Below are 14,410 nucleotides of genomic sequence, written 5' to 3'. Positions count from 1 at the left end.
CCATGCTCCGTCTGCTGACAAGCACTGCGCATCTGACCACGATAGTGCTAAGTTCGGGTGGCGTTGCCACTCAGCTTGCCTTTCCGAATCTGGACATCTGTCTCGGCTGAAAGCGTAGAAAAGTTAAATTACAGTGGTTTGAGAGTTCTTTTTTTGCAGGCTTTTCAGACGCAGGGTCGCGCGTTGTACAGCGGCCATTTTTTCTGGACGCTTCATTCGTTTCCATTTTCTGATGTCTTCCTTGGTGCGACCGCAGCTGACGCACAGTTCGCTGTTCAACTGGCAGACAGAAGTACACGGATTCTCGATGTCCTTGGCCATTGGTCAATTCCTCGGCGAACTTATGCGAACTACGGGCTCATTGCTAAGCCTGAACGGCGACCTGATCGGGTGAAACAGCGCCCGGCTTCGTGCGGTACTCAACTGTCAGATGAGTGATCTCATGAACTGTCGCAAGCCGTTCTCGTATGTTTTGTGCATTCACTGCTGGGCTGCCTAGAACACTCACAATAGCGGCGCGGGCTTGCGGCCCTACCTGCCAGACATGAAGATCTATGATCGAAGCATCTCCCTGTCGCTCAACCAGTTCACGAATCTCTTCAGCGACATGATCATCTGTCTGGTCTAGCAATACACTCGCAGTCACCCGCATCAACGACCAAGCCCAGCGTGCGATGACAACTGCACCCACAATCCCCATTGCAGGGTCGAGCCAGACCCAACCAAGGTAACGACCAGCAAGCAGTGCTGCGATGGCCAGAACCGAAGTCAGTGCATCTGCAATGACGTGAATATAAGCAGAGCGCAGATTATTGTCATGACCATGTGCATGGTGAGATTCATCTTGGCCGTGGTCATGCCCATGGTGATGATTATGACCGCCAGACAGCAAAAGCGCGCTCACCACATTCACTGCTAATCCGACAATTGCGATAAGAGTCGCTGTCCCGAATTGCACTTGAGTCGGTTGAAAGAGACGAAATAGCGACTCTCCGGCAATTCCCAAAGAGACCAGTCCCAAAATCAGAGCAGATGCGAAGCCACCCAAGTCTCCAACCTTGCCAGTTCCAAAACTGTAGCGAGCATTTGAGGCATGTCTTTTTGCGTAACCGTAAGCAGCTGCGGCTATGCCAAGTGCTCCAGCGTGTGTTGCCATGTGAAATCCATCAGCAAGCAACGCCATTGAGCCAGTGAGATAACCTGCGGTGATTTCAGCAACCATCATTACGACGGTCAGAGCCACTACCCACAAGGTTCGCTTGGCGTTTTCTTCATGTGATTTCCCCAGGAACATATGGTCGTGGGAATAGTCGGTGTACGAATTACTCATCTGGGCAAATCCTATTTGGAATAGCGGCGAATGGCTTCGAGAAGCTCATCGACGCCTTTCGCTCTTTCTTCGTTGCTGAGTGTCGGATTCGCAACGTGTTCACGAGCGTGGTCTTCGATAATTTCATCCATCAGCCCATTGATAGCGCCACGGGCAGAAGCGACCAAAAGCAGGGTTTTCGAGCAGTCATCATCAGAGTCGAGTGCTCGCTCAATCGCCTGGACTTGCCCAGCGATTCGCTTTACACGCTTAAGAAGATTGTCTTTGCTTGATCTCATATGACCCATACCATACCCCCCCTACCTATATTGAGAGTATGTTCACACGTTCCAATCAGCCATACAACCCCAGGGACGCTCGCCGCCGGGATGGATATACCAACAGTTTCTTCAATCGTAACCGTCCGGCCAGCACCCTCTCCTGACAGCCCTCCAAATTGGCCAAGATAGTGGACACCATTTTTTAGTGGACACTATCTTGGATACAGTTGCCCCAGCCCGTCGAGCCGGTCGCCGCCCCAACTTTCCGCTGGACTTTAAACGCCAAGTCGTCGAGGCCACCTTCCAGCCTGGCGCCTCCGTGTCATTGATCGCTCGCGAACATGACGTCAATGCCAATCTGGTCTTTCGCTGGCGGCAGCAATACCAAGAAGGGCTATTCGGCCCGGTCAGCCAGAGTGCTTCGTTTTTGCCAGTCCAGGTGATCGAGGCGCCAATGGATCTGCCGCCAGTCTTCCAGCCACAGGCAGAGTGTCATTCCGAGATCGCAGTTGAGGTAGGAAAAGCCAAGTTGCGTATCACCGGAGCACCAGACCCGCAGACGCTGCAACTCGTCTTGCAGCAGTTAGTGCGATGATTGCCCCTCCCGCTGGAACCCGTATCTGGATCGCCGCTGGCGTCACGGACATGCGTCGTGGCTTCGACGGTTTGGCGGCCATGGTGCAGACTCAACTGGAAGCCGATCCCTTCTCCGGTCAGATCTTCGCCTTTCGCGGACGGCGTGGTGACCGGATCAAACTGTTGTGGTGGGATGGCGACGGCTTGTGCCTGTTTTGCAAACGGTTGGAGCAAGGACGCTTTGTCTGGCCGCAAGCAACCAGCGGCAGCGTGTCGCTGACGACCGCGCAGTTGTCGATGCTGTTGGAGGGCATTGATTGGCGCCGGCCAATTCGTACAGCACCCGTCCTCGCGGTCTGACTTGCCGCGCTGAAAAAATCCCCAGTAATATTCGGGCATGACCCTCGTGACCGACTCCCTGCCGAATGATCTTCAAGCCTTGAAGGCGCTGATCGCTGCCCAGCACGCAGAGATTGAGCGCTTGAAGATGATGATCGCCAAGCTGCGTCGTACGCAGTTCGGTCGCAGCTCCGAGCAACTGGAAGCGATGATCGACCAGCTCCAGTTGAGCCTTGATGAGCTGCAAATCAGCCAAGCCGAAATGACACCTCCAGTCGAGCCGGCACCTCGCGCAGTTTCGCGCCGTAAACCATTGCCTGAACACCTACCTCGCGAAACCCACGTTCATCAGCCCGAGTCGCAATGCACTGGCTGCGGTGGGACGCTTCGCCATTTAGGTGAGGATGTGTCCGAAGTGCTGGAGTACGTTCCGGCACGTTTCAAAGTCATTCGCCATGTCCGTCCGAAGTGGGTTTGCCGCTGCTGCGAGCACTTCGCCCAGGTGCCGGCACCGAGTCGCCCGATCGCCCGAGGTCTTGCCGGCCCAGGGTTGTTGGCCCATGTGCTGGTCTCGAAGTTTGTCGATCATTTGCCGTTGTATCGGCAGTCCGAGATCTACGCCCGTGAGGGCGTGGAGCTGGAGCGCTCAACCCTGGCCGACTGGGTTGGCCAGAGCAGTCAGTTGCTGCGACCACTGATCAACGCCCTTGAGCACCACGTCATGAGCGGACACAAAGTCCATGCCGACGACACGCCGATTGGCGTGCTCGCGCCGGGCAACGGCAAGACCAAATCGGCGCGCCTGTGGACGTACGTGCGGGACGACCGACCTACGGGGGACGCGACACCGGCGGCGGTCTGGTTTGCCTACTCGCCGGATCGCAAGGGGCAACATCCCCGCGCGCATCTCAAGCGCTTCAGCGGGATCTTGCAGGCGGACGGCTATGCCGGTTTTGCTCAACTATATGCCACGGGCACCATTGAGGAAGCGGCGTGTTGGGCTCACGCCCGGCGCAAGTTTTACGAGGTCTACAAAGACCTGGCTTCACCACTTGCCGCCGAGGCGCTGCAACGGATTGCGGCCCTGTATGCCATCGAAAGCGAGATTCGAGGGCAACCGCCCAACCTGCGAAAAGTGGTTCGGCAAAGCCGAGCCAGTCCGCTGCTGGAACAACTCCACGCGTGGCTCAACCAGACGCTGACTCAACTGTCGAAAAAATCGGCATTGGGCGGTGCGATTCTCTATGCCCTCAATCGGTGGCAGGCCTTGGTGCGCTATTGCGATGACGGGCGAATTGAGATCGACAACAACGCTGCCGAACGCGCGCTACGTGCTGTCGCGCTAGGCAGAAAAAATTATCTGTTCGTCGGTTCCAACGCCGGCGGCGAACGAGCGGCTGCGATTTACAGCCTGGTGGGTTCAGCCAAACTCAACGACCTGAACCCGCAAGCCTATTTGACACACGTGCTGGAGCGCATCGCCGACCACCCGATCAATCGGGTCGACGAACTGCTGCCCTGGAACGTTTCTCTCGCCTCCACGGAACTCTGCGAGGCCGCCTGATCCATGGTCAAAACTGTTCGCTTGCCAAAACCCGAACCTGATTTGTTGCTACTGCACATTGAATTGAAGTGGATCGAACCTGCCATCTGGCGCCGTGTGGCGGTGCCCGAGAACATCACCTTAGGCAAATTGCACGCGGTGATCCAGATCGCAATGGGCTGGCACGATGACCATCTGCATGAGTTTGAAATAGCTGGTGAGAGTTACGGTATTCCCGACTCCGATGGATGGGGGCCTCCCGTGAACTCGGAGACCCGCAAGACTCTGATCAAAGCGTTGAACGGGAAAAGGACATTCCGCTAGGTCTATGACTTTGGCGATGGCTGGGATCACCGGATCAAAGTCGGAAAGAGAAATCCGATGCCCACTCCGTAGGACATTGAGTCGAAATCCAATCACGATGTTCTCATTGGAAGGGTCTGCAACAGATGTCGATTAAGCTCCTGGCCCACGCCGAACGCCTCTTGGACGCTTACGATAGTCAATCCTTGATGCTTGGAGGCCCAATCTTCTGCCGCTGGGATAGATGCGAAGAAATGCACATGGCAACAGAAGGACTGACGAACGTCGGCCGCCTCCTGCGGCAATACCAGTGACACTGCCACGTCGGCAGGTTCAACAGCCTGTATCTCGCTGGGTGAAACCGTAAGCGAAACGGGTGCTCCAGTTGCAGCGCAATGCGACGAGACGCGAGCTGTACGGCCGATTAACGCCGGGAGCATCAGGGTGTCCAGCGCGCACCAGGCATACAGCCGGCGGTTGTCAATTTCCAAGACATGCGACGTCTCGCGCAAGGTGAGGACATAGCCGATGATGTTCCCATCGTTGTCGTATTCGGTACTGGTGGCTTGTTCGAGCACAGCCGCCACTTGCTCAGCGGGCCAGCCAAGAGTCCTGGCAAGCGTAGTTCGCGAAATCGGGCGTCCCTTGGCAAGTTCACCCAGTAGCGCGACCAAGAACTCCGCAAAACCTTTGGGCCGGTTGGTCGGGGTGAGACGTTCGGCGATCTCGGTAATGTAGCGGGCAAATTTCATGGTGCTCTCCATTCATCCAGCGCAGCAGGACAATTGCTTTACGTCCTTGGTGAAAGTCTGCGCCGCGAGCTTCAGGCCCTCGACCATGGTTAGGTAGGGGAACAACTGGTCGGCCAGCTCCTGCACGGTCATGCGGTTGCGAATAGCCAGCACCGCCGTCTGAATCAGCTCGCCCGCTTCCGGGGCCACCGCCTGCACGCCGAGCAACCGACCAGAACCCGCTTCGGCGACCAGCTTGATGAACCCTCGCGTGTCGAAGTTGGCCAGCGCACGCGGCACGTTGTCCAGGCTCAGCGTGCGACTGTCGGTTTCGAGGCCTGCGCGCTGTGCTTCCGCTTCGCTGTAACCGACGGTGGCCACCTGCGGATCGGTGAACACCACCGCCGGCATGGCATCGAGATTAAGCGTAGCTTCGCCGCCGGTCATGTTGATCGCCGCACGGGTGCCAGCCGCCGCCGCGACGTAGACGAACTGCGGCTGGTTGGTGCAGTCGCCGGCTGCATAGATATCCACTGCGCTACTGCGCATGCCCTGATCGATCTGAATGGCGCCGCGTTCATCCAACAGTACACCCGCCGCTTCCAGGTTCAGGCTTTGGGTGTTGGGCGTGCGGCCGGTGGCGACGAACAGTTGGTCGGCGCGCAGTTCACCGTGGTTGGTGGTCAGTACGAATTCGCCGTTGGCGTGGGTCACCTGACTGGCTTGTGTCTGCTCAAGCACGTCGATGCCCTCCATGCGGAAGGCTGCGGTCAGCGCCTCGCCGATGGCCGGATCTTCGCGGAAGAACAGCGAGTTGCGCGCCAGGATGGTGACGCGGCTACCCAGCCGGGCAAAGGCTTGCGCCAGCTCCAAGGCCACCACGGATGAGCCGATCACGGCGAGCCGTTGCGGAATACTGGCGCTGGCCAGTGCCTCCTCCGAGGTCCAATAGGGGGTGTCTTGCAGCCCGCGAATCGGCGGCACGGCCGCACCGGCGCCGGTAGCGATCAGGCAGCGGTCGAACGCGACTTCGCGCCCGCCCCCCTCGACCAGTTCGACGCTGAGCGTGTGGCCGTCCTGGAAGCGAGCGGTGCCACGCAGCACGGTGATGGCTGGTGTGCTCTCCAGAATGCCTTCGTACTTGGCGTGACGCAGTTCGTCGACAAGGCCTTGCTGTTGCGCGAGCAGCCGCTCGCGCAGGACGGTCGGCGGCGTGGCGGGCATTCCGTCATCGAACGGACTCTCGCGGCGCAAATGAGCCACATGCGCGGCGCGAATCATGATTTTCGACGGCACGCAGCCGACGTTGACGCAAGTGCCGCCGATGGTGCCGCGCTCGATCAGAGTGACGCGGGCGCCGGCTTCCACCGCCTTCAAGGCGGCCGCCATTGCCGCACCGCCGCTGCCTATGACTGCAATGTGTAGCGCGTCGCCGTTTTTGCCGACCTCGGTGTCGCTGCGCAACCAGCCCAGCGCCTTATCGAGCTGGCCGGGGCGCGGTTGTAGCGAGGCGACTTCGAACGACGCTTGATACCCAAGGGCCTCGACGGCGGCTTGCATTTGTTCACGGCTGACAGCCGCGTCGGCCGTCATTTCGGCCTTCCCACCGGCGTAGGAGACGTCCGCCCGGTGCACGCCGGAGATTCCCTCCAGAGCATCTCTGACGCGGTCGGCACAGGAGGCGCAGGTCATACCGTGGATTCGCAGTGTGGTCATAGCGTTTACTTCCTCAAATGGGTCTCTTTGCGGCATTACTGTTTTGGCTGTGGTGGGCAGGCACCCGGGGCGCAACGGGGGTGGGCGGGCGACACGAGATCCCAGATCGAGCCCCCAAGCATGAGGGCCAGACCGATATAGAGCAGCCAACCGCTCCGCCAGCCATAAGCCCGCATCAAAAACACCGCAGCCAAGACCAGGACAGGGCCTATCAGGCCGAGTGCAGTTCGCTGCCACTGCCGATGTTTGAGCCAGCCAAGGGAATTGACGAGCAGCGCCAGGGCCGCAAACAAGGGCAGTAGCGTGGTGATGAACAGGCCTTCCCACTGGCTCAAAAAGCCCAGACCGATTGCAGCGCCTAAGCTAGCCAGAGCAGGAAAACACGCGGCGCAGCCTAGGGCTGAAACCAGCACACCGACGGAACTGGCTTTGTCACCGATCCGCGTGAACAGATTGAGAGGATTTCTCATTGGTATTTCCTCCTATTGCTTGATGGTAGATGGATAGCCGGCATCCTCGGTCGCCTTGGTCAGGGCCTCGGAGTTGGTCTTGGCATCGTCGAAGGTCACGATGGCTTCGCGTTTCTCGAAACTCACCTCGGTCTTGGTCACGCCCTCGACCTGGGTCAGCGCTTTCTTGACCGTGATCGGACAGGCGGCGCAGGTCATGCCCGGTACCGACAGGGTGACGGTTTGGATGACGGCCCACACCGGGGAAACCACGGCAATGAGCGCGAGAGCGGCAAACAGCTTTTTCATGGGAGACTCCTGCCTGATCAGTAAAACAACGGGAGGATGTAGGGGAAACCGAGCGCGACCAGCACGAGTGCCATCACGAGCCAGAAAATGAACTTGTAGGTAGTTCGTACCTGCGGAATTGCGCAGGTCTCACCGGGTTTGCAGGCTTGAGCCGGGCGGAAAATGCGCCGGTAAGCGAAGAACAGCGCCAACAATGCCGCGCCGATGAAAAACGGGCGGTAGGGCTCCAGAACGGTGAGATTACCGATCCAGGCGCCGCTGAAGCCCAGGGCAATTAGCACCAGCGGGCCCAGGCAGCAGGTGGACGCAAGGATCGCCGCCAGACCTCCAGCGAGGAGTGCACCACGGCCCTTTTGTGATTCAGACATGGGTTCAACCTTTCGAATGTTTGATCGATGGGTTAAGGTTATTTCCGTAGTCAGGTACGGAGTCAAGCGGTATGAAAAACACTGCGGAAAGCCTGACCATTGGCGTCTTTGCCAAGGCAGCCGGGGTTAACGTGGAAACCATTCGGTTCTATCAACGCAAAGGGCTGTTGCCCGAACCGGACAAGCCCTACGGCAGCATTCGTCGCTACGGCGAGGCGGATATTGCACGGGTGAAATTCGTGAAGTCCGCACAACGGCTGGGCTTCAGCCTCGATGAAGTGGCCGGACTGTTGCGGCTCGATGACGGTACGCACTGCAATGATGCGCGTGTGCACGCCGAGCAGAAGCTCGAAGACGTGCGGGGGAAACTTGCGGATCTGCGGCGGATCGAGTTGGTCCTGGCGCAGTTGGTTGATGACTGTTGCGCGAGCCACGGGACGGTTAGCTGCCCGCTGATCGATTCGCTGCATGGAATAGATAGCCACGAAAACTTCGCGCCTTAGCCTACGATTTCCCGTTTCATTGCCCCCCTGTTTGTCGGCTTGAACAGGAAAAGAGCGGCGCTCAATGAGCCCCGTTGACTGGCCAAACCTACGGTCTGCTTTTAGCCACGCTCTTACCCTACAGAGCCGAGAGTCCTGATCACTTCGAATGCAAATGATTGGTCAGTTGCAACGCAAATGGGTGGTCAAGTGGGGTGCAATTTCGCAGTTTTTGAGTGTGAGCGCGTCAATCAGCGGTTAAAGGGGATTAAGGTCTGAGATGCAAGGCGGTGTAGTTCGGACGCTTACCTTCAATCCACAAAAAAAGGCGCCACTAGGGCGCCTAAGCCGTCTCCAAACCAAAGGAGAAACAAGGAGACGGGGTGTATCGGGGATACCGGACAGTTGATGCCGATGGCTAATGCCCGTTAAAGGAGTTGCAGTGGATATTCAACAATCAGTCTGACCTCGTCCAAATCAGATTCGAAATCGGTAGCTCGTGTCGTTGCTTGGCGGACACGTAAAGACATGTCCTTCAGTGAGCCTGACTGGATGACATACTTAGCCTCGATGTCTCGCTCCCAACGCTTTTGGTCCTGCAATGGGGCACCGTCCGCTCCGCGACGCATGTACACGCTGTTTGCGTTGGAATAGTCCGCATCCCAACCCTTAGCGTAGCGGGTCATGAAGCTCAGACCGGGGATGCCGAAAGCCTGCATATCTAGATCGTAGCGCAGCTGCAAGGATTGCTCTTTCGGTGAGTTGAAATCGCTGTACTGAATGGAGTTATCCAAAAAAATTGAGTCGGACTGGCGAAGGTAGTCAAAGTCGTCGTTACCATTATTGCGCTGGTAACCAACGGTCACGGCGTGCGCTCCGAATTTGACCCCGGTCTTGCCGCTCCAGATCTTGTTATCGAAGCTTCCCAGAAGTTTTTCACCCTCATCAACCGCTCGGTAGTAATTAAAGCCGCCAATTAGCGATACGCTTTCTGAGAGTGGATAGCTCAATGTGGTGCCCGCGTAGTATTGGTTCCACACATCCTTGAATTGGCTGGTGTAAAGACTCACACCTACGTGTTCATTGACCGTGTAATCGCCCCCTAGATAAGCGATCCATGGAGCATCTACTACACCGGCGTAAAAAGTTGAAAAGCCGTCACGCATGCTACTGGAATTGGGTTGGCTCATCGCATGCAGCCGGCCCCCCTGAAGGGTCAGGCCTTTGATGCTGGTATTAGTGAACGTTGCACCCCGGAAACTCTCCGGGAGAAGTCGGGAATCCCCATAGGCAACGACAGGCGTCGATGGAAATACGTCGCCTACCTTGACGACTGTATCCAGGAAACGCACTTTTGCGGCCCCGCCTACTTTTGAGTAGGAGTCTTCAGGTTGGCCTTTGCTATTGTGCGGCAAGACATCGACTGAGCTACGGGCTCCCGAGCGACCATCACCTGAATCGAGCTTGAGGCCTTCCATTGCAAACGCATCAATGCCGAAGCCTACGGTACCTTGAGTAAAGCCTGATTCGAATCGGCCAATGATGCCATGAGCCCATTCGGCTGAGTAACCATTGCCCGTGGGGCTTGATTGACCCTTTCGATAATCACGATTGAGATAGAGATTCCGATTGAGAATACTAAAGGTGCTCCCCTCAATGAACCCTTCAGGCTTTTGCTCCACAGCTACTGCAACTTGCCCCATGCTCATGCCAAGGGAAATGAGAGAAAGACCATAAATGCTTTTATTGTTCATTTAACACTCCAGGCTTTAGCTTGGCAGAGTTTCTTTATGAAATATTTTTTATAATTATAAAAGCCACCAGCACGTGAGGATTTCTCCTACGTGCCGGCAGACATAATTTCATACAATAGATAACTCCAGCGTGACCTGAAAATTACTTCTGTGTCAGCGAACAGCAAGCAGGCTCAAAACATACCGAACAACCTTGCGCAGTCAGGGCTAACGCTAATTAACTTCCGTGAGGGCAGTTAGTACCCATAACCTTGTATTCCAAGGTGTTGAGCTTGCCCGCCGAATCTTCATAGGTCATGCGCGAAGGGGCTACGCCACAGGTTTTATTGGCTTGAGTGGTACTGATTACCTTCTGGACATCGAGGTTCATTCCGTATTCATAATGAACAACTTCAGGTGTCGCCTTTCCGTTTTCTAAGGCGTACTGCTCCATCGCCTTCTGGTTCTCTTGCATCATTCGACCATAAACACGGTCACCACCTCCTTCAGCCATGGCCAAAGAAGACATGGTCAAGATGGAAGCGGCAAAAACAACTTTTAATAATTTCATGATTTTCTCCTAGTGCTCACTTACTTCTGACTAGAGGATAACCAGTGATGCCTTTCAGGAAGCTGCCGCGAATATTACATATCTGTAAGGCCTCTCGTAGAGCTCGTGAGTTCAACTATTTAAAGTTTAGCTTTATTGGCAGAGCACGCTGAATGCATCATACGACCATCAGAAATCAACTCGTATCCCACCTGGAGCATCTAGAGATTTTTTATAAAAATGCATATCTTCCTATTATGAAAAGCGGCTTTGACCGCTACAGGCGGATGAATCGTTTGGGCGTAGCTAAATGAGACTACGAACGTGTCACAAAAGCCTCATGGGCTGCGGAAATTAGGCACTACGTAGAGCACCGAAAACGCAATCGGCAGGATGGTCTTTAACAGCAATACGGTCTCGGAGGATAGGTTTTTATCTTATCCTTAACGTCATCGAAGATGACATTGAAGCTGTGCAGCAGGCGCTCCGTTTGCAACATTTGATCGTGAAGGATCTCAAGCAGGACAGCACAAACTACTGCCTGCCCAAGGATAAAGATAAAGCCTTCGAATCTTGAGGTTGTTTTCTCCAGCACGACCAAACCCGCTGACGATATCGGCAGGGCGAGCATTTTGCCGTTGATGTCGCCCGAAGCTTCAATAGAAGTGATTTTTCGTTATGTCGTGGGGCGGTGGCGAGACTCGTCCGACTGGCGTACTGTGGACCATCGGCGGCGATGGGGCCAAGAAGGGTCGCCTCATAAACTTGGCTTGAACTCTTGCTGTGTGGATAGCCAGTTAACTGCGTACTCACTGCGTCGTCAATTTGAGCCGACCAAGTGCCATCTCTAATCCAACCCACACGAATTCGTCGCTCTCAAATACCCAAAGCTTCCAAATTCCTATTTCTTACTGCGCTCAAGACAGCCATCCGGTCTTCTGTACCTGAATCCATATCAGGTACGGTGCCATGCTCCAGATCCTTACCCACATTAGCGAAACGCGGCGCTGGCTGTTTTCACTGCTACTGTTCTTGTCAACTGCGTCCCACGCGGAGACGTGGGTCATTACAAACCGAGCACATCCAGTATCCGCACCTTCTGGCGCTCGCGTCATCTTCCTGGATGATCAGCAGCGCCTTGAAGAACAACTTTCCAACCAACTACCCGCCGATCCACGCCAGGCAGAAGCGGCCATTCAACGCTACCTTGTCAGCCCTGCAGGGAAGCATCTGCAAAACGAGTTGGCCCAAGCCCAGCAGGGCGTCATAGACGCCTGGAGCCTGCGAGTCGAAAAACTCCCAGCCGTGGTCGTAGATCGTCGCTACGTCGTGTACGGCGAGCCTGACGCAGCTAAAGCCGTCGCGTTGATTGAACGAGCACGGAGCCTGTCACGATGAGACGCTCACGTTTTGCGATCCGGCCTTTGTCGCTGGCTATCACTTTCAGCCTGTCATTCAGTGCATCGGCTGCGATCAACTCGGCAGCGATTATTGCCTCGACCCTGTCACCAACCTGCCTGGAGTACAAAGTGGTCGGCATCTGCTATTGGCTGCTCTGCACGCCATTCGGATGCAAAGTCAAAACCTCGACCAAGGTTCGTCACTACGTACCGGACGCTGTGGTGTCTGCATATGCGAATACCGGGATGAACCCTTGGATAGAGATGTCACCTCTTGGCACCCCGAATCCGATGGCCCAAGCGGGCAACGACGGCACTACCAATCACGTTGCAGAGAACAACATCATCAAATTTAAGGAAGCCGATGTCATCGGCCATCCAGGTGGTGCGGCGTTGAGTCAGTTTGCCAGCGCCTCGGGCTATGTATGCAAAGGCGCAACCTTACCGCTTGTGCCTTACTTTCTGAGCACCCTTGACCCCATTGCTTGGCGATACGGCGTCCCGGAATCCGTATACCCCGAAGCACTCATTCCGGGCATGCGCGAAGTCGGTAGCCTGCTCTCAGCAAGCAGCTGGGGGAACGTCTACCCGCGTAGCGGCTTCCTTAACCAGACTGACGACTACAAAACGGGCGCAGTTATTGCGCAGCGTGCCGGCGACGTGGTTACCCGCCCAGGCCAGGTCCATGTCTACTTGCCGATGCTCGCCCTTCCCTACCCCGGTTACTGGCCCGCAGGGCCGCTACGCGAAGGTGACGCCTCCACTGGTAAGTGGCAAGAGCTCACCCCAGTCCTCAACCCGACTTGCGCAACCTTTCCCACCATCGATCCGAACATCGATGCGCAGGATGGCGGCTACGCCTGGGCACTCTGGCGCCCTTATTCGTGTTGCCAGCGTCGAGGACAGACCTTCCTCGGCAGTACGGACTTCCAATGAAACAGCGATCGGAGCAAAGCATGAAACTCACTACCTTGGCGATAGGGCTCGCCTGCAGCCTCAGCAGTGCAATAGCGCTCTCTGCTGATCCAATCAACGTCTCCTCCTCCGGAAGCGTCATTGGGGACAACGTGCTGTATAGCATTGGCGGCGGCAACGCAGTCACCATGGGGAGCGCAGGCAACATGGATAGTATTTCTGTGGGAGGCGGTTGGAATACCAATCTAATCTGCGGAAACATGAGCCTGAGCACAACCCTTGAAAACCAATTGAATGGTGCCACTTCCGGCTTCAAAAACATCATGAGCTCGGTGGTACAGAGCGCCACCAGCGCCGTGGCTTCGCTGCCGGCACTGATTCTTCAACGTGCGAACCCGGCGCTATACAACCTCATCACCAACGGCATTTTGCAGGCCCGCCTGGACTTCGACCGCTCCAAAGGCACCTGCCGCGCCATTGGCGAAAAGATGGCGGATATCGCCGGTAACCAAATGGGCTGGGGCAAGCTTGCTGAAGGTCAGGCTATGAGTCAGGCGCTAACATCCAACACAGACGCAGTGTCGGCGGTGGAACAAGTCGAAAAGAAAGGTGGAAACGATGGCGTCACTTGGGTTGGTGGTGATAGAGCAGGTGGTTCCGGTCAGAAGCCAATTCGTATCGTAGGCGACGTCACCAAGGCGGGCTACAACCTTCTGAACAAGCGCGCGGCCGGCGACACCGCATCCATCAGTAAAGCGAACTGCAACAACGGCATGGTGTGCAATGTCTGGTCATCGCCCCAGGAAGCCACCACCTTTGCCAATCGTGTCCTGGGTGAACAACAACAGCAGACCTGTGACAGTTGCCCTAAAACGGTGACAGCCGCAGGCGTCGGCCTCACGCCGCTGATCCAGGAAACGTACGACACCAAGCTGAAGGCCCTGCAGGAACTGCTGAGCGGAAGCAAAACGCTGTCGCTAGAAAACCTGGAAGCAGCGAGCAGCAACTCGTTACCCATCACCCGAGGCGTTGTAGCAGCACTCAAGGATGAGCGCGACCAGGACGTACTCGCTCGCCGGCTTGCCTCCGAAGTCGCGTTGTCCGATGTGTTGGAGAAAGCTCTGACCCTACAGCGCACCTTGATGGCAGGCAGTCGGGAACCGAACGTCGCGGCTAATGACCTCGCCGTCCAGGCAGTCGGCCAGCAGAGCTCCTCGCTGCAACAGGAGATCGGCAACCTCAAAATGGAACTGGACATGCGTCAGCAGCTCGCGAAGAACTCGCCTCTGACCATCATTGAACGCAGCAAAGCACGGGCAGAAGACTCTCGTGGCGTGTCCCCGGGAGCCCCAGAAACGAATCGATTGGACCAGTTGCAGTCACCCGCCCAGAACAAACAGTGAGAA

Annotated in this window: 17 protein-coding genes and 1 pseudogene; 8 read left to right on the top strand and 10 right to left on the bottom strand. The window is 56.3% G+C overall.

Going from position 1 to position 14,410, the window contains the following annotated elements; all coding sequences use genetic code 11:
• Positions 1-123: 123 nt before the first annotated feature.
• The 3 genes from ACI512_RS07465 to ACI512_RS07455 are packed head-to-tail and all read right to left on the bottom strand — an operon-like array spanning position 124 to position 1,617.
• Positions 124-321 (bottom strand): DUF1289 domain-containing protein, encoded by a 198-nt coding sequence (locus tag ACI512_RS07465; protein WP_008437450.1) that lies wholly within the window; start codon positions 319-321, stop codon positions 124-126.
• A gap of 43 nt (positions 322-364) precedes the next feature.
• Positions 365-1,330 carry a CDF family Co(II)/Ni(II) efflux transporter DmeF gene (gene dmeF, locus ACI512_RS07460; RefSeq protein ID WP_008437453.1) on the bottom strand — a complete coding sequence of 322 codons (966 nt, stop codon included), beginning with the start codon at positions 1,328-1,330 and terminating at the stop codon, positions 365-367.
• Positions 1,331-1,341: 11 nt separating this feature from the next.
• A complete protein-coding gene (locus tag ACI512_RS07455) occupies positions 1,342-1,617 on the bottom strand; it encodes a metal/formaldehyde-sensitive transcriptional repressor (protein ID WP_024073346.1) in 276 nt (91 codons plus the stop codon).
• Positions 1,618-1,888: 271 nt separating this feature from the next.
• On the opposite strand from ACI512_RS07455, the pseudogene ACI512_RS07450 reads away from it, so the two are divergent.
• The 4 genes and pseudogenes from ACI512_RS07450 to ACI512_RS07435 form a co-directional block, all read left to right on the top strand.
• A pseudogene (locus ACI512_RS07450) lies at positions 1,889-2,185 on the top strand (transposase); the annotation flags it as partial.
• Positions 2,182-2,526: an IS66 family insertion sequence element accessory protein TnpB gene (tnpB, locus tag ACI512_RS07445; protein ID WP_003425037.1), complete on the top strand. Its 345-nt coding sequence runs from the start codon at positions 2,182-2,184 to the stop codon at positions 2,524-2,526. The pseudogene ACI512_RS07450 and the gene tnpB, both read left to right, overlap by 4 nt.
• A 37-nt stretch (positions 2,527-2,563) precedes the next feature.
• The gene (gene tnpC / locus ACI512_RS07440) at positions 2,564-4,069 is read left to right on the top strand and encodes an IS66 family transposase (RefSeq protein WP_003425038.1); all 1,506 of its coding nucleotides are present in this window, start codon (positions 2,564-2,566) and stop codon (positions 4,067-4,069) included.
• Between the two features lie 3 nt (positions 4,070-4,072).
• Positions 4,073-4,372 carry a plasmid pRiA4b ORF-3 family protein gene (locus tag ACI512_RS07435; RefSeq protein WP_003425039.1) on the top strand — a complete coding sequence of 100 codons (300 nt, stop codon included), beginning with the start codon at positions 4,073-4,075 and terminating at the stop codon, positions 4,370-4,372.
• A 92-nt stretch (positions 4,373-4,464) separates the two neighbouring features.
• On the opposite strand, the gene merB is transcribed toward ACI512_RS07435, so the two are convergent.
• Genes merB through merT form a run of 5 tightly spaced genes read right to left on the bottom strand, consistent with a single transcriptional unit; the run spans position 4,465 to position 7,924 of the window.
• Positions 4,465-5,103: an organomercurial lyase MerB gene (gene merB, locus ACI512_RS07430; RefSeq protein ID WP_003425042.1), complete on the bottom strand. Its 639-nt coding sequence runs from the start codon at positions 5,101-5,103 to the stop codon at positions 4,465-4,467.
• A gap of 12 nt (positions 5,104-5,115) precedes the next feature.
• Positions 5,116-6,798, bottom strand: coding sequence for a mercury(II) reductase (gene merA, locus ACI512_RS07425; protein ID WP_003425044.1), 1,683 nt, complete (start codon positions 6,796-6,798; stop codon positions 5,116-5,118).
• A gap of 35 nt (positions 6,799-6,833) precedes the next feature.
• Positions 6,834-7,268: an organomercurial transporter MerC gene (merC, locus tag ACI512_RS07420; RefSeq protein ID WP_003425046.1), complete on the bottom strand. Its 435-nt coding sequence runs from the start codon at positions 7,266-7,268 to the stop codon at positions 6,834-6,836.
• A 12-nt stretch (positions 7,269-7,280) separates the two neighbouring features.
• Positions 7,281-7,556 (bottom strand): mercury resistance system periplasmic binding protein MerP, encoded by a 276-nt coding sequence (merP, locus tag ACI512_RS07415; protein ID WP_405121411.1) that lies wholly within the window; start codon positions 7,554-7,556, stop codon positions 7,281-7,283.
• A 17-nt stretch (positions 7,557-7,573) separates the two neighbouring features.
• The gene (gene merT, locus ACI512_RS07410) at positions 7,574-7,924 is read right to left on the bottom strand and encodes a mercuric ion transporter MerT (protein ID WP_003425049.1); all 351 of its coding nucleotides are present in this window, start codon (positions 7,922-7,924) and stop codon (positions 7,574-7,576) included.
• A gap of 71 nt (positions 7,925-7,995) precedes the next feature.
• Here merT and merR point away from each other — a divergent pair, with 71 nt between their 5' ends.
• The gene (gene merR / locus ACI512_RS07405) at positions 7,996-8,427 is read left to right on the top strand and encodes an Hg(II)-responsive transcriptional regulator (protein ID WP_003425050.1); all 432 of its coding nucleotides are present in this window, start codon (positions 7,996-7,998) and stop codon (positions 8,425-8,427) included.
• Positions 8,428-8,834: 407 nt separating this feature from the next.
• Here the strand turns inward: merR and ACI512_RS07400 are convergent, their stop codons facing one another.
• Positions 8,835-10,160 (bottom strand): OprD family porin, encoded by a 1,326-nt coding sequence (locus ACI512_RS07400; protein ID WP_008432871.1) that lies wholly within the window; start codon positions 10,158-10,160, stop codon positions 8,835-8,837.
• 217 nt (positions 10,161-10,377) lie between these two features.
• Positions 10,378-10,710, bottom strand: coding sequence for a DUF2790 domain-containing protein (locus ACI512_RS07395; RefSeq protein ID WP_008432869.1), 333 nt, complete (start codon positions 10,708-10,710; stop codon positions 10,378-10,380).
• Between the two features lie 948 nt (positions 10,711-11,658).
• Between ACI512_RS07395 and ACI512_RS07390 the strand changes: the two genes are divergently transcribed.
• Genes ACI512_RS07390 through ACI512_RS07380 form a run of 3 tightly spaced genes read left to right on the top strand, consistent with a single transcriptional unit; the run spans position 11,659 to position 14,407 of the window.
• Complete coding sequence (locus ACI512_RS07390; protein WP_008432865.1) at positions 11,659-12,087, top strand: TIGR03757 family integrating conjugative element protein; 429 nt, start codon at positions 11,659-11,661, stop codon at positions 12,085-12,087.
• Positions 12,084-13,025: a TIGR03756 family integrating conjugative element protein gene (locus ACI512_RS07385; protein ID WP_008432863.1), complete on the top strand. Its 942-nt coding sequence runs from the start codon at positions 12,084-12,086 to the stop codon at positions 13,023-13,025. Before ACI512_RS07390 ends, ACI512_RS07385 begins: the two co-directional genes overlap by 4 nt.
• A gap of 20 nt (positions 13,026-13,045) precedes the next feature.
• Entirely contained in the window at positions 13,046-14,407 is a 1,362-nt protein-coding gene (locus tag ACI512_RS07380) for an integrating conjugative element protein (RefSeq protein WP_024073345.1), read from the top strand.
• Positions 14,408-14,410 lie beyond the last annotated feature (3 nt).

The organism is Pseudomonas petroselini (genome assembly GCF_045037875.1).
Classification (GTDB): Bacteria; Pseudomonadota; Gammaproteobacteria; order Pseudomonadales; family Pseudomonadaceae; genus Aquipseudomonas; species Aquipseudomonas petroselini.
The sequence above is the reverse complement of the archived record's forward strand: the minus strand, read 5'-3'. Positions and strand labels throughout refer to the sequence as shown.

What these genes read in the sequence shown, in the direction of transcription:
- merT (WP_003425049.1), bottom strand. Translation starts at nt 7,924, where the DNA reads ATGTCTGAATCACAAAAGGGCCGTGGTGCACTCCTCGCTGGAGGTCTG.
- merC (WP_003425046.1), bottom strand. Translation starts at nt 7,268, where the DNA reads ATGAGAAATCCTCTCAATCTGTTCACGCGGATCGGTGACAAAGCCAGT.
- ACI512_RS07395 (WP_008432869.1), bottom strand. Translation starts at nt 10,710, where the DNA reads ATGAAATTATTAAAAGTTGTTTTTGCCGCTTCCATCTTGACCATGTCT.
- ACI512_RS07380 (WP_024073345.1), top strand. Translation starts at nt 13,046, where the DNA reads ATGAAACTCACTACCTTGGCGATAGGGCTCGCCTGCAGCCTCAGCAGT.
- ACI512_RS07465 (WP_008437450.1), bottom strand. Translation starts at nt 321, where the DNA reads ATGGCCAAGGACATCGAGAATCCGTGTACTTCTGTCTGCCAGTTGAAC.
- ACI512_RS07435 (WP_003425039.1), top strand. Translation starts at nt 4,073, where the DNA reads ATGGTCAAAACTGTTCGCTTGCCAAAACCCGAACCTGATTTGTTGCTA.
- merA (WP_003425044.1), bottom strand. Translation starts at nt 6,798, where the DNA reads ATGACCACACTGCGAATCCACGGTATGACCTGCGCCTCCTGTGCCGAC.
- merR (WP_003425050.1), top strand. Translation starts at nt 7,996, where the DNA reads ATGAAAAACACTGCGGAAAGCCTGACCATTGGCGTCTTTGCCAAGGCA.
- ACI512_RS07400 (WP_008432871.1), bottom strand. Translation starts at nt 10,160, where the DNA reads ATGAACAATAAAAGCATTTATGGTCTTTCTCTCATTTCCCTTGGCATG.
- merP (WP_405121411.1), bottom strand. Translation starts at nt 7,556, where the DNA reads ATGAAAAAGCTGTTTGCCGCTCTCGCGCTCATTGCCGTGGTTTCCCCG.
- ACI512_RS07385 (WP_008432863.1), top strand. Translation starts at nt 12,084, where the DNA reads ATGAGACGCTCACGTTTTGCGATCCGGCCTTTGTCGCTGGCTATCACT.
- ACI512_RS07390 (WP_008432865.1), top strand. Translation starts at nt 11,659, where the DNA reads ATGCTCCAGATCCTTACCCACATTAGCGAAACGCGGCGCTGGCTGTTT.
- ACI512_RS07455 (WP_024073346.1), bottom strand. Translation starts at nt 1,617, where the DNA reads ATGGGTCATATGAGATCAAGCAAAGACAATCTTCTTAAGCGTGTAAAG.
- dmeF (WP_008437453.1), bottom strand. Translation starts at nt 1,330, where the DNA reads ATGAGTAATTCGTACACCGACTATTCCCACGACCATATGTTCCTGGGG.
- tnpC (WP_003425038.1), top strand. Translation starts at nt 2,564, where the DNA reads ATGACCCTCGTGACCGACTCCCTGCCGAATGATCTTCAAGCCTTGAAG.
- merB (WP_003425042.1), bottom strand. Translation starts at nt 5,103, where the DNA reads ATGAAATTTGCCCGCTACATTACCGAGATCGCCGAACGTCTCACCCCG.
- tnpB (WP_003425037.1), top strand. Translation starts at nt 2,182, where the DNA reads ATGATTGCCCCTCCCGCTGGAACCCGTATCTGGATCGCCGCTGGCGTC.